This is a genomic window from Thiocapsa sp. (assembly GCF_018399035.1).
Classification (GTDB): domain Bacteria; phylum Pseudomonadota; class Gammaproteobacteria; order Chromatiales; family Chromatiaceae; genus Thiocapsa.
In genome coordinates this window covers 1,002,903-1,016,954 of the sequence record NZ_CP073760.1, presented here as the reverse complement: position 1 = coordinate 1,016,954, position 14,052 = coordinate 1,002,903, and the positions used below count along the sequence as shown (strand labels likewise).

General features: G+C 61.1%; 5 protein-coding genes and 1 pseudogene. 1 reads left to right on the top strand and 5 read right to left on the bottom strand.

Features of this window, described 5'->3' with window-relative positions; all coding sequences use genetic code 11:
* Positions 1-11: 11 nt before the first annotated feature.
* From KFB96_RS04575 to KFB96_RS04565, 3 genes are all read right to left on the bottom strand, one after another.
* Positions 12-4,499 carry a hypothetical protein gene (locus KFB96_RS04575; RefSeq protein ID WP_300971298.1) on the bottom strand — a complete coding sequence of 1,496 codons (4,488 nt, stop codon included), beginning with the start codon at positions 4,497-4,499 and terminating at the stop codon, positions 12-14.
* Between the two features lie 49 nt (positions 4,500-4,548).
* The gene (locus KFB96_RS04570) at positions 4,549-5,418 is read right to left on the bottom strand and encodes a hypothetical protein (protein WP_300971297.1); all 870 of its coding nucleotides are present in this window, start codon (positions 5,416-5,418) and stop codon (positions 4,549-4,551) included.
* Between the two features lie 144 nt (positions 5,419-5,562).
* On the bottom strand, positions 5,563-6,537 hold the full coding sequence (locus KFB96_RS04565) for a DUF4351 domain-containing protein (protein ID WP_213459379.1): 975 nt from the start codon (positions 6,535-6,537) through the stop codon (positions 5,563-5,565).
* A 272-nt stretch (positions 6,538-6,809) separates the two neighbouring features.
* Between KFB96_RS04565 and KFB96_RS04560 the strand changes: the two are divergent.
* A pseudogene (locus KFB96_RS04560) lies at positions 6,810-7,853 on the top strand (IS630 family transposase).
* A gap of 67 nt (positions 7,854-7,920) precedes the next feature.
* Here the strand turns inward: KFB96_RS04560 and KFB96_RS04555 are convergent.
* Entirely contained in the window at positions 7,921-8,169 is a 249-nt protein-coding gene (locus KFB96_RS04555) for a DUF2442 domain-containing protein (RefSeq protein ID WP_213459377.1), read from the bottom strand.
* 158 nt (positions 8,170-8,327) lie between these two features.
* Complete coding sequence (locus KFB96_RS26345; protein ID WP_300971296.1) at positions 8,328-13,760, bottom strand: DUF87 domain-containing protein; 5,433 nt, start codon at positions 13,758-13,760, stop codon at positions 8,328-8,330.
* Between the last annotated feature and the right edge of the window lie 292 nt (positions 13,761-14,052).

The window sequence follows — 14,052 nt, the reverse complement described above, 5'->3', positions numbered from 1 at the left end:
AGGTCCAGCCGTCAGCCGGAGGCCACCCTCCCGGCAAGCCACGCGAGCAGTTCCTGCCGACGCTCCATCCCCAATCGCTCGATCCGCGCCATGATCTCGTCCATGCTCATCTGATCGTAATGCCCGTTCAGCGCCGCAGCGAATGGGGCGAGCACGGCATGCTCCTCCGGCGACAGCGTCTCGGGCGGGTTCTGCAGGTCCTTCAAAAAGGCTTCTGCCCGATGTTTGTCGAGTGCCCCGATCTCCTCGATCCCGGGAAGACCACGGCGCCAGGTCTCGATGCGCGCCTGCCGCGCCTCATCCTCGAGCGCGGCGATCCGCTGCGCCAGCATCTCCAGGAGTTGCTCGACCATCTCACGGTCTTCGCTCCACAGATAGCCCGGCGCCGCATTGAGCTCCGACTCGATCCGGGCGCAGCCGTCGCGGGCGAGTGTCGGAATCTTGTCCGCAAGCGCGCGACGCGGGCCCATCCATTCGGCGGAGCGCCGACGCGCGGCATCGCTGCGTTCGGCGCCGAGCGCCCGATACACCGAGGCCAGATCCCAGGCGGGATCGATCTCGCGCGCGGCAAGCTCCTCCGACAGTGCGGCCGACTGGTGCTCGATCTGCTGACCGAGGATCTCGGCCAGCCGCTCGGGGGACATGTCGCCGGTTTCCCATGTCCCGAGATCGGCGACGATCCGTTGGAGCTGAAACGCCAGCTCGCTCACCTCCGCCTCGTCGCGCGTGCCGATGAAGATCTCGCGCAGTCGATTCACCCGCGCAAGCGCCTCCTGCAGCGCGCTCTCGGTCTTCGGTACAGCCGCAAAGAGCGCACCGAGTAGAGCCCGCTGGCGATCGAGCGCCTCGCGCAGTCGCTGCTGACGGTCCTGGATTGCCTTCACGCGCGCGCGAATCTCCTCCTCGCTCAAGGCCGAGCGTGCCCCGTCGAGCGCATCGATCAAGGCGTCGCCCTTCGCGATCCCGTCGTGCAGCTCACGCACGGGCGTCGACTCCGTGGGCGCGGGCTGTCGCGGATAATCATCGCTCTCGTCCAAGGTCAGCTTGAAGTGCTGGCGTTTCTCGACCTGCATGATCGCGCGTTGCGACTGCTCTTCGAGCGCACCGGCCTCGGAGGGGAAACCGAGCCGCTTCAAACTCTTGATCGCCCGCTCGATCCGATTACGGAAAGTCGCCACTTCGGCTGCGTTGTGACAGCCTTGGCGCGGGATCCAATCGGCGAGCCTCTCGGACACCAACTCGCGAACAATCGCCAACTGTTTTTCGCAGTCGACCATGAAGGACTCGGGCCAACAGTCAGACCCATCGACCTCTTCTCGTCGCCGCAGCAGCAACAGCGCATGGTGCAGCAGCTCGTTCACATTGTTCTGTCGCTCGGCGCGCTCGATGTTCTTTTCCCACTCGCCGAGCTCGATGCCGAATTGATGCAGCTTCGCCCGTGCCTCCGCTGACTTGTCGCACAGATACCGGTAGGTGCCTTCCAACACCTCGGGCATCGGATCGACGCGCTGCATCTGCTCCGCCTCGTGCGCAAGCGCGACCAGCGTCCGGTAGCTCGGCTCGGTGTCCCAGCGGCTCAGCAAGGCGCGCCAGCGTCCCTCGCCATCTTCCGACAGGAATCGCAGAGCGGTCTTGCGAAGGACCGCGGGGTCGAACGCGTGTTTGCCGCGCTGAGTGGGGAAGGCATCGCTCAGCCAGTCGGCCGACGCGATCATCTGTCCACTCTGCTCGAGGCGGCGCGGCGGGTGAGCGCCGCCGATCAGCAGGCCCAGCAGCAGGCCCGCGGAGGCGGTATTCAGGCCGTACGGTGGGGCAATCAAGGCTTGATAGGAGGCCCCGAGGGTTCGCGTGGGATCATTCAGATGCGCCGACTGCAGCTCGTCGAAGACAGCCTTTACCGCTGGGTTCACCGGATCCGTGAGCTTCCCCGTCGGCGCAAGCGCTCGCCAACTCCGGGCCAGCACCTCCCCGACCCGATTCTGCATCCTCTTCTGCTGTGCCTGCACCCAGGTTCCGTCGACCTGACGCGCGATCAGGCTGCGCGTGAGTTGAGCGGCATCCGCCGGACCTCCTCCGGCGGTGGTTGCAAAGCCGTCGAACGGAAAGGGAATCGTGCGCGGATAGATCTGCGCAAAGATCCGCTCGGCGACGGCTTTCAATCGTCCTTCAGGGACGGAGTTGAATCCGGCGACCCAGTAGCTCCGCTCCTTGATCGCCTCCTGCACCGAAGCCTTCAATGCAGCACGCGCCCGCTGCGTTTCCTCCGGTAAGAAGCGGCGAAAGCGCTCGCGCTCCTCGCCCGAGACCTGCTCGTCGAACAGATAAAGCCGCTTGAGCGCGTCCGCGATGACCTGCTTCGGATCCGCGACACCCACAACCCAGATCGGCGCCGCGGATTGTTTGATCCGCACAAGCTCGGCTTGGAAGGTGGTCGAAACCGTCTCGTCCACGGCGGCCGGATCATCGTCCGCATGGATATAGAGATAGATCACGCGTCCGCGCGCATCCTTCGGCGAGGCCGCTGCCTGCCAGTCCTGGAAGGCCGCATTGACGACATTCGGCAGGGTGTGCAGGTTGGCGATCTGCGCCTCGAAGAACCATTCCGTTGTGGCGATGCTGTGATTCTGCCCAAAATCCGTCGGGATGTCGCCGATCTCGGCGTCCTTCGCGGCATGCCGGACAAACAGATCGCGCACCGCCTCCTTGCCGATGGCGGCCGTACGATGCCGCACCCATTGCTGAAACTGACCCCGCGTGGAGGCATCGGCGATCAGCTCGTATTGACCGAGATCGCCGTTCCACTCCAATGCACCCAGCTCATCGCCCAGCCGGCGTACAGCCGTCAGCAGGGTCTCGGCATCCAATGCCGTGGCCTCGGACAAGAGCGCATCGGCCTGCTCTCGCGTTTGCTTGCCGACACGGGTCTTCTCCAGAATCGCCACGCCGGCCAGCGTCAATTCGTCGGCGGCGCCCAAGTGGCTTTGGAATTTCTCCAGCAGCAACTGCAAGGTCTCGGCGACGGTCGAGCCGGTCTCGTGCTCGGCGGCGATCATCTCCGGGAGCATGCTGCGCAGCACCAGCTCACCGGCGCTCACCTGACGCAGACGTCCGCCGACGAGCGCGTCCTCCTCGCCGATACGGTCGATCACATCTTTGATGAAGGTCAGTGCGGAGCGCTGTTGCACGATGTCGCGCTGACGCGTGAGGAACCAGGTCGCCAGGGGATGCAGCGGCCAGCAGCCTTTGGCGATGACCTGCTCGAAGCGCCCCGGATCGTTCCACACCGGATACCGGCCGAATCCGGGTAGGGCGAGGGACATCCGCTGCCAGCTCGTGTGCTGCGCCGCATCCGCACCCGCCCGACGCCAGACCTCCGTTAGACCGGCCTCGTCCTTACCGATCATGTGCGCGAAGATGGTTTCGAGATTGGTCGAGAGATACAGCTTCTCGGCCGTATCGAAGCGCGTGATATAGCGTTGCAGTTGACGCAGATCCGCGCTGCCGAAACGCTTCAGATACGCCTTCAACTCGTATTGAATCAGCCCGACGAAACGGACCCGGTTGCTGTTGTCCTGCACGCCTTGAAAGATCTGCTGCAGGGCCGCGTCGCCCGCGAGCTGCGGCTTTTCGGCTGCATACTCGAGATAGCGTCCGAATTCGTCGAAGAGGATCAGAACGCTCGAAAAGGCGCCGTCCGCACCGCAATAGACCTCGCAGAGCGTATTGATCAACTCTTGGGCCGACTCTTGCCCGACGACCGGGATGGCTGCGCCGTTCGCGTCCGTATAGAGGGCGTCGACCTGCGTGTAGATGGCCTCGTCGTTGTTGCGCAGCCGCGCCTGGATCTCATCGCGACTCAGCGCGGGACAATGACGCGCGAAGGCCTCGGCGCGGATGTCGAAATTACGCTCGACAAATTGCTCGGCGGTTTGAAAACGCGGCGACAGATCGCGGATTGCGCCCGGATCCACACCATAGCGATCCAGTTGGGCAAAGACTGCCTGAATCAGCGCGTTGCCCAGATGGAAGCCGGCCATGCCGTCGAGACAGAGCACCATAACCGGCTTGCGCAGTTGCGCGACCCGCTCGGCGACCCGCCGCCCGATCTCGGGGTCGGCTTGGGTCAGGTTTGCGACGATCTGCCCTGCGGTTAAGCCCTGCGGTTCGCCGAGCAAACAGGCAATCGCCGTCGAGAGGTGGGATTTGCCCGTACCGTAGCCGGCGACGGCCAGCGCATAGGGGTTATGCTCTTCGCCGCGGAGCCCGCCGACGATCGAATCCAGCAGATCGGCAACGACGCTCGCCGTGTCTTTCAGGCGGTAGCCGCGCTCGCTGCCGTCCAGTTCGGCCTCGGCCGCACCGTGATAGCGAGGGCCGTGAAACACAAAGGCGTTCGCGGCCTGCTGGGCTTGCGGCCAGCGCTCCTGCACCCACCGCAACTGCACCGCGCCTTCGAAAAACCGCTCATCATTGAATCGAACCAGACTTCCGATCTTCACCGTCTTCTCCCTTATGAAATCCATATCAGAGCAATAGACTACCGCTCAGCTAGACCAATTCACTATAGAGGCGATCGATCACCTGCCCCGTCTTCACCAGCCTGAGCAATACCACGCTCCCAGTGTAGCGATCAAGCTGCGCGAGATGTTGGTCCGCCAGCCAGTCGAGCCACACCGCCGCCTGAGCACCGTCCCAACCCAACAAGGACAGGATGCGTGTTTCGCGCGCGAGCTCATCGAAGCTCATCTGCTCGACGTCCCCGAAGGCTTCGTCCCAGATCAGCCACAGAAAGACCGCATAGGCCGGAAAAAAGGCGATCTCGGCCGGGGCCGGCTCGCGCCTGAAAAGCAGCTCACCCGCGGCATTCTTCGGGGTACTCAAGATTGCAGCGTCGGCGAAGCTCGTACCTTCGCTGTACATGCGCGTCACCAGACCCGCCAGCGGCTTCAGATATTGCTTCGCGCCATGTCGCTCGGTGAGCAGATTCAGATAGGCGTTCAGATCGAAACGCTCGCCCAAGCGAAACCGTCCCTCAGCAAACAGCACGAACCAGGGATCGGCGACGCCCGTCGCCGGAGCCGCGCGCCCCAAACGGCGTGACAGCAGAAGATGCGCGAGCCACATGGTCACCGGCTCGCTCAGAAAGGCGTCCTCCCGGGAGACCATCTCACCGAGCGGCGTACGCCCAAGCCGCCAGACGCCCGTCGATTTCTCGGCGGTCACCAGCCCCATCCCCCGCGTGAAATGGATCATCGGCTCGACCTTACCGGTTTTCTTCCCGTTTGGAATCCCGGTCTCGTCGCTGATCTCCGTGACGCTGCCGGAGCCGCTACGCCCGGCAAACGCCAGGAGCTGACCCAGCAGACGCCGCTCCGGCAGGAAGGTTTGCGGGAAATTCGCAGGCAGTGATTTCAGCATCCTTTGCGGCTCTCATTCATCGGCATCCAGAACGGTTTCTTATCCAGGTTCGGTAGGTCTCACTTTTTTAAGGGCCTTCGTCATGGACTCAAGATAGAGCGTTCTGCTCTGGATCTTGTGAACAAGGCCGACTCCGGACAGAACTCAATGTTCTCCCGTCGCCCCGAACACATCGTCCAGGCATCGCGCGTCCAGAATCAGCAGCGCCCATTGTTCCAACTGATCCGGGTGCGCACTGCGGATCCGCGCTTCGATCTCGGGCGGGACCTGGCCGAAACGTTGCCGGACCAGGACGTGCAGGAGCTTGGCTTGGCCTTGGCCGGTGCCCTGCTCGATGCCTTTTTGTTGTGCCATCCGCTCGATGCTGCTTAAGTAATGCATGTGCTTTTCCTCGTCGAATTGCTGGACTTCGCACCACAACTGCTGCTCCAGTCCTTCCGGCAGCGTCAGAACCCAGTCGATGAACCGGAACAACTCCAAGATATCCTGGCGTGCGAAACCGCGCCGGTAGAGGCTGCGGATTAGTCCCAGCTTGGCCTGATAGCGATCGGTTGGCGATCCGGCGGTCTCCCGGGCACTGAGGTGAGCCAGGGTGACGACGGCAAAGGGGTTGGCCGAAGACTCGAGCTCCGTTCGGCGTGTCCGATAGGCGGCCAAGCTGACCAGGGGAAACCGCAGACCCATGCGGCAACCCCAGCGCGCATAGCCGAACTCGCCGTGTTTACTCCGACTCGGTTCGGCCAGTACGGCCAGACTCACCACCGGCTTGGCATAGCGATCGTAGATCCGATAATTGTAGACAAACATGCGCCGGGCGAAATCGGCTTGGTTTCGGCCTTGGACTTCGACATGCACCAGCAGCCAGTCCTCGCCTCCCTCCCGGCTGGTGACGCGGATCAGCGAGTCGGCCCAGCGACGACCGAGTTCGGCATCGCGGACCACCTTTTGCAGCTCCTTGTCGAGCAGGCTGTAGCCGTGCGTCCAGTCGATGTCGGCATGGGCGTCGGGGAAGAAGAAGGCCAGGAAATCCGGAAAGTACCGTTCCAGGACCGTCTTCCACGGGGAGTCGTAATCAGCCACGACGGCATGCTCGTGGCTACTCAGGGCCTGGTCGCTCATGACATGCTCTCTCGCAGAAGACAGTGAAACCCGTCGCGAAGCGGCGACGCCCCCCGGGATAGACGACTTGCAGTCGTCCTCTTCCGCCGGCCCGACGGCCTGCGGGGTCGAGCTCAACGCGACGCTCTCGGAAACCGCGCTGAATGCGCTATACCTTTTATAGGCATAAACGCAACTTTCCTTATGTCGACTCTCAGCAATGCTCGATAACATTTTAACTTCGAGTTAGACTTATCGCTACCGACGGGCCGCCTTGTAGTGTTTTTTAGACGATGATCAGAATCGAGTTCTCCGAGCAGGATTTGAAGACAATACAGAAGTTGCGTTACGAGCATCCACACCCAAGGGTGCGCAGGCGAATGGAGGTGCTGTGGCTGAAGAGCCAAGCGCCTTGCGCACCGGGAGATTTGTCGGCTCGCGGGAATTTCCAGCAACACCTTACGGCAGTACCTAGGGATGTTTCAGTCCGGTGGTATCAAAAAGCTGACGGAGCTCAACTTCTACGCCCCGATAAGCGAGTTGGAGCAGCATCGCTATCGACTCGAAGCCCATTTCCGCGCGCATCCGCCTGCGACCATCAACGAGGCGGCGGCCATGATCGAGGAGCTGACGGGAATCAAGCGCAGTCCGAGCGCCGTGGGGCGGTTTCTCAATTCGCTCGGCATGGCTCCGAGACGAGTCGGAATCATCCCCTCGAAAGCCGATCCGGAGGAGCAAGAACAGTTTATTATCAATAAGTTAGAGCCGCGCATCGAAGAAGCCAGACAGGGTAAACGCGCTATTTTTTTGTCGATGCTGCTCACTTTGTAATGGGTGCCTTTCTCGGCATTCTGTGGTCATTCTCCCGCCTTTTTTTAAAGACTTCCGCCGGGAGAAAACGTTTCAACGTGCTCGGTGCGCTGAACGCGATCACGCATGAACTGGTGATGGTGACGAACGATACCTATATCACTGCGGTAAGCGTCTGCGACCTGTTGCGACGCATTGCCATGCTGAATCTCGACGTGCCAATCACGCTGGTGATGGACAATGCGCGCTACCAGAAGTGCAATATCGTCACAGCGCTGGCTTTGCAGCTGAATATCGAACTGCTTTATCTTCCCACCTATTCACCGAATTTGAACCTGATCGAAAGGTTGTGGAAGTTCGTCAAGAAAGAAGTGCTCTACTCGAAATACTATCCTAATTTCGCCGAGTTCCGAACTGCAATCACCGACTGCCTAAAACAAACGCACACCACGCACAAGAAGGAGCTGGACTCTTTACTCACGCTGAAATTCCAGGCATTCAAAAAATGTGAGCTTGTGCCTATATGAGGTATACGTCCGACCTCGTAAACAAAGGCCGATCCGGCGGTCTCCCGGGCACTCAGGTTGACCATTTTCATCCGGGCTCGGTTGTTTTCATTGATTCCAAATACAGAGTGTCGGGACAAATGTCCTGTTCATGCGGCCAAGACACTGTGCCATCCATGATTTTTACGGTTTTAAAATAATTCGTGTCTTGCAGCTCCTTGAATACACCGATGTCGAGAAGACCAGAGCAATCGTACACTCCCGTCTCACCGCTGCCGAACTCCAAATGCAGCTTGTAATCTGGAAGCGAGGTAACGGTTGTTACTCTGGGGTTCATTTGTATCACCTCAGCGGATCGATTTTGTCCGGGTACGCCTGTGACCACACCGGAGCTGCGCTTGATGGTTGAGGCACTGCCGACATCTTCGTCTAAACGCCGAACACCGAGTACCGCCTCGACAGTTTGCCTCGGGCGATTAAGAAGTTACAGACGCCCTACCCAAACTCCCGGCTTTCTAGCGCCGTCACCTTCACCAACAGGGGTTTCGTCTGGAGCCCACCGCTCGATGTCAGCACCCCGCCCAGCGACCAACATTGACCTTTGCTAAGCTTGGCGAGGCGTTGGCTCCATTCGGCCTTGGAATCGGCGGTGGCTTGGCTCAGCAGGATGGCGAAACGGTCGATCTCGGTCTCCGCCGGCTTAAATATCAGCTTGTGACCAGCCATAAACAGACGATCGCGCTGTTCCTGATTGAACTGACTAGTGGTCTGGGTAGCAAGGATCATTGACAGGCCAAATTTTCGTCCCTCACGCAGCATCTTGTCGATCGGTGAATCGCTACGATGGTCGAGGTTCTGAATCTCATCAAGCACAACCGGAATAGGCCGGTTTTTGCTACCTGTCATGGTGGCGTAGTCGTAAAGATCCCACAAAACGAACTCTGTGACCAAACGCTGAATTTCCTTTCCAAGTCCTTTGAGTTGCATGATATGGACCCATCGATCAGGGGACGAAAGCATGCCCTCCCACGCCGATTCGGTGCCTTCGCGGAAAGCCTCCGACTTAATAAAAGGTTCAAGCTTGTTGGCCAAGCTATCGCCATATTGACCATCTTCTCGCAGGCGTGTCGAAAGTTTTGCGAGGGCAAACGAGGGATCATCCGTTAGGCCGGCCTCAATAACTCTCACCAGGGACGACATTTGTTGGTCGCCCATACTCTCGTAAACTGATTTGAAGATGCTTGCTACGCGCGAGGCCACCTGATAGTTATTCTCCTGGAAAGGAGGCAAGTTTGGATCAATGATCTGTTGTTGACGTCGAAATGGGTTCAACGGTAATTTTTTATGAACCACGTAATGATTTAGCGGCTTAGCAATCTCAGTGAAACGTGGTTCGACCTGGTCAGGTAGAAAACCATCCGTGTAGTCGATGATCAGGGATCGGAGTCTTTGCCCAGCCATCTCCGAGAGAAGACACTGAATCCCGTAGGTCTTACCCGATCCGGGCGAGCCGAAGGCCAATAGATGGCGATTCAGGAGATCCGGGTGCCCGTAATGCCAAAAGACCGGTTCCCCGTTGCTCCGGGTGCCGATCAGGATTTTTTCCGGAACCGGGTCGGCCGCAGGCGGCGGGCTCTTGAGGATTGGATCGACCTTGACCGTAGCCGTCGATGTCCCCTGATTCGACATCACGGCCGGCCCGGCCGGCGCGGGTGATCCCACACCTGGCGGGGTTGCCACCATCCGCTCGGGATCCCAGCCCCCGTCGTTCGACGCGCCATGGACGGGCACCGTCGCCTCGCGACCGTATCGCACCGTGTCGACCGGCGGCACCTTCACCGCAGGTTTCAACGGCTCCATGCGCCGAACCACATGTTCCCTCCCCGACTCCTTCGGGATCCCGGGATCACTCGTCGGTGCGGGCTCAGTCTCCCCTTCACCGGTCTTTCGTCCGAACAACGGCCAGCGCATGATCCGCCGTACGACACCACCCGAGACATCGGGAACAGTTTCCGCGGCTTCGGATCCCACGGGCGCGGTAATCGGGGCGTCGGGCGCCGTCAGATTCGACGCACGATCGGCCTTCTCGCCCGACGCGACAACCCGCGTGTCCTCGTCGCGCGAGGCCGGCGGAATCACGCTCCGCCGCACCACCCGAATCGGCGTCTCGGTCACGGACGTCTCCGTTCCGTCCGTCGCAGGCGACGCGACCGAGACCCCTGCGCGCTCGACGGACGGCCGATCCGCAGCCTCGACCTGCGCGGCATCAGGCCGGACCTCGGCCGGCTCCGCCTCTTCATGATCTGCACGCTTGACCGTCGAGCGAATGGCAATCCGCTGCTCGCCCAAGGCGACCGAGCCCTGCGGTGCATCCTCCGCGAACAGTGCGGTCAGCCCCTCATGGCCGAGCGCTACGTGCCAGACCGCGAAATCGTCCGGTACGGTGAACGGCGCCGCGACTACGCCCGGCGGCAGTGCCATCGGGGTCAACACGGGCACCGGACCGGCTTCGTTGGTCCAGAAGGTGAAGATGGCGCCCTGCCAGGACATCTCGAAATACCCCTCGGCCAGGTTCTCCAAGGCCCGATCGAGCTTGCGCCACTCGATCTCCGAGAGTTGCACGACCGCCCGCGAGGTCACCGCGCGTTGCAGTTGCGCCCACCAGTAGCGTCGATCGAAGCTCACCCGTCGCAAATCATTGCGATTGGGCGCCAGCAGCGGCATCAGGTGCGCGAGACCCTCCTGGACCTGGTCGCTCGCCTTGAGCAGATGCGCGGGGTTCTGTTGCGCGAACTTGCACTCGATCACGACCGCATGCAGCAGCGGCAGATCGTTCTCGCGCGGGATCAGGGACAACTGCAACAGATCCGGACGGTGAGTAACATCACTGCCCGCAAACCAGTGCAGCAGCGAATCGACCGGCAGCAGCTGCGACATGGCCGCCGTCGGCACCGCCAGGGCGCGCCGGATCGCGGCGAAGCCGACCACCTCGCGCACACGCTCGCTGTCGCCGACCACCGCCCGCAGCGCCGAGAGACCGATCACCTCCTCGGCCTCGTTCACCACCTTGGCCGCCATGTTGTCCAGCGCGGCCTTGTCCTGATAGGGCATGAGGCCCGCCAACTGACCGCGCACCAGACCGGCAAGCTGCGCCAAGGTGTCCTGCTGCGTCGAGATCGAGAGATTCAGCTCGCCGTAGTCGCCCAGCCCGGAGGTAAAGCCGACGATCTTGCGCCGCTCGTCCCCCTCCCCCGTGCGCAGCAGACGTTTGTCCACGAAAGGATCGATGCAGGCGACCCATTGCGCCTTGGCATGCAGCGCCTCCACCACCTCCTGCCAAGGCGAGTAGTCGATCTGGCCGAAGATCAGATGATCTTTATGCGGATTCAGATCATTGCGCAGACGCGCCGAGAGGTCCGCATGGCGTGTCTGGATCTGCAGACGCCGATTGCTCAGCAGGCTCTGCCGACGCCAGGGGTCGCCGGCCTGGATGGGGCGCGGATACTCGCAGATCGGAAATTGTCCGATGTTGCTGGCGTTGAAATCGAACTGGAACGGCAACGCCGGCTCGGCCTTGCCGGTCAGCTCGCCTTCGAGAAAATGAAACAGGAAGGCGATGTCGTAGAGCCGGCGCTCCTGCGCCAGCAGGTCGACCATCCGCCCCCGATCCGGCGCAAACCGATGACCGACCGACAACACCAGGGGCCGCCCGCTCTCGCGATGCGCCTCGGCGAGCTGGTGGCGCCAGGCCGACAGCCGGCTCTCCATCGCCATCGGCGAGGAAGATGTCGAGTAGACCATCACCTCGCAATGAAAGGCCGGCCAATCGCGCGGGGTGCTCTTCAGATAGGCGCGCAGGAAGCGATCCACCCCGGAGAGGATGGTGCCCAGCTCCTCGACATGCAGGGCCAGGATGCGCATCCCGTCCTCGGCGAACGGATAGAGCTGGCGATAATCCTCCAACACCCGAACCACCACCTCGCTCTCCTCGGTGGGGCGGGTGATCTCGGAGACATTCTCGTCGTCGTCGCTCTCCTCCTCGCGCAGCAGCGTCTGCACCGCCAGGCTCTTCTCGCCGTCACGCTCCGGCCCGAGATGATGCAGCAGACCGAAGGATTTGATCTCCGCCGAGAGACGCCCGGTCTGATCCACCACCAGGCCGGCCAGCGGCCGATGGATCTCGGCCAGCTTCAGGAGCTGGTTGAAGGCGGACTTGCCGTCGTGACCCAGCGCCAGCTCGGCCGCGGCCTCCGGAAAGCCGTCGCACAGGAAGCGTTGGCGTGCGAAGGTCAGCTCCAACACCGACGGGCTGATCCCCCAGACGATCGCCGAGCGCAGAAAGCCGTCGTTCGGGGCCATCTCCTCGTCGACCAGCAGGAAGGCCTTGTAGAGGCGTCGCAGCAGCTCGCTGCTGCCGCACAGCGTCGGATCGAGCACCTGCTCGGCCAGCGCCAGATAGGCCTGCAGCACAGGCAAGAAATCGTGTGTAATCGCCTGGTAATAGCCCTGCTCGACCGAGCGTTTCAGCCAGTTCCGATAGGCCCCGGAGAGGGTCAGCACGCCCTGCCACAAGGCTGGATCGAACAGATCCTGAGACACCCCGTCCAGGAGATCGACCACGCTCAGCTCGTTGAGCGCCTGACTCACCAGCCGATTTGCCTCGTCTTCGTCGGCAGCATAGTAAAGCGCCGTCATCACCACCGACGGGATGCGAAATGCCGGCAAGATCCGATGCGGATGCGCCGCTTCGTCCCAACGCTCCAGCACCGTCTTCGCACAGAGGCGCCGCACCCGTTCCGGCTGGGTCGGTCCGATTGACCAGTGGAAGGGCCGCGTCATGTCGCCCTCCCCGTCCTCGGTCTCCAGGATCACCTTAAAGTGCAGATGCGGCCGCCCACGGTTGGCCCCGTAGGTTACGCCGTCCAGGTCCAGAGTCATGCAGATCGGGATCACCCGTCCCCATTCATCGCGCGCAGCGCCGACCTGATCTCCATCGATCGGCAAGCGCCACTCGACCCGCTCCAACACCTCGACGATGCCGCCGAGACAGCCTTGCAAGAGCTCCTTCGCCAACAATTCCTTCCCGAGACCGGCGTCTTCGTCCGCCTGAAGGTCATGCCTGAAGGTCACCAGCTCGATCCGAACCGCGGCGAGTGTCTCGGCCAGCGCACTGCTGCCCCGGCGCTTTTGAAACTCCAATAGGGTCAGCCAGATCGCCTGCAGAAAGGCATCGAGACTTTGGCCGTTCAGGTTGACCGGTTTTTTGGGCGTGGCGTCCTTCCCCTCCTTGGTTTTCGTTTTAAGCAAACGCAGCACGGACCCGAGATCGGTTTGCAGCAGCCGTTCGCGCGCATTGGTATCCGCCTCGTGGATGAAGGCGAACAGGGTTTCGGAAAACGCCTTCGGGCTGTCGTACAGCGACAAACCGTCCAGCGTCTGCGGCAGATCAAGCCGATCCTCGTCGAGAGCCTCCTGGATCTTCTTCCAAGCCTTCTTCTGCTCCGAGGCTGTTTTGAACCGCTGATGGGAAATAAAGGTTGCGGCATCCTTAAGAAGCCCAGTGCTCTTCCGACTCGGCTGCACGTCGAAGAACGGAGGGATCTCCCAGAACGGCAATTTGGCATAGAAACGAGCAACGACATCCGAGAGCGCATAGATGTCGTTCCCGTCGCCGATCACCTCGTTTTGTAGGAAGTTGGATAGACGTTCCAGCTGAAGCGGTCTTGTACGAAAAAGATCCTGTAAGACTGCGTCGAAGCGCTCGATCTCCATCGCACTTGCGGAGAGTCCGAGATTGGCATTGATGCGCTCGATCCAAGGTGCGAACCCATACTCCATAATCCGCCAGATACGACCCTCATCGACCCGATGAAAATCCGCCAAACCCCCTTGGTCTGTGGCGTGGTTAAGTCCGAGCAAGACAATCACCAGACCATCCGAACCAGGTGAACGCGTTCTTCCACGATACCATGTCAATTTGTCTTCCAGATCGATCCATCCGTCTTTGTGACCTGCAGGTTTTCCGCCGAACGAAAGCATCTCCCTGTCAAACTCGGAACGCCGAGAGTCGCCACCCCAGTCTTTCCATAATCCTGTTGCCACCTTAAAGTAACAGTCAATCTTGGCTTGACTGAGCCATTTCTTCTGGTGCTCTTGCAATGCAGCGAAAAGAGAAAAGGTGGTGGTGGGAGAAAGACTTTGAACGACAAACCGGGCTTCC

Coding starts and splice junctions, on each gene's coding strand:
- KFB96_RS04570 (WP_300971297.1), bottom strand. CDS start 5,418: ATGCTGAAATCACTGCCTGCGAATTTCCCGCAAACCTTCCTGCCGGAG.
- KFB96_RS04565 (WP_213459379.1), bottom strand. CDS start 6,537: ATGAGCGACCAGGCCCTGAGTAGCCACGAGCATGCCGTCGTGGCTGAT.
- KFB96_RS04555 (WP_213459377.1), bottom strand. CDS start 8,169: ATGAACCCCAGAGTAACAACCGTTACCTCGCTTCCAGATTACAAGCTG.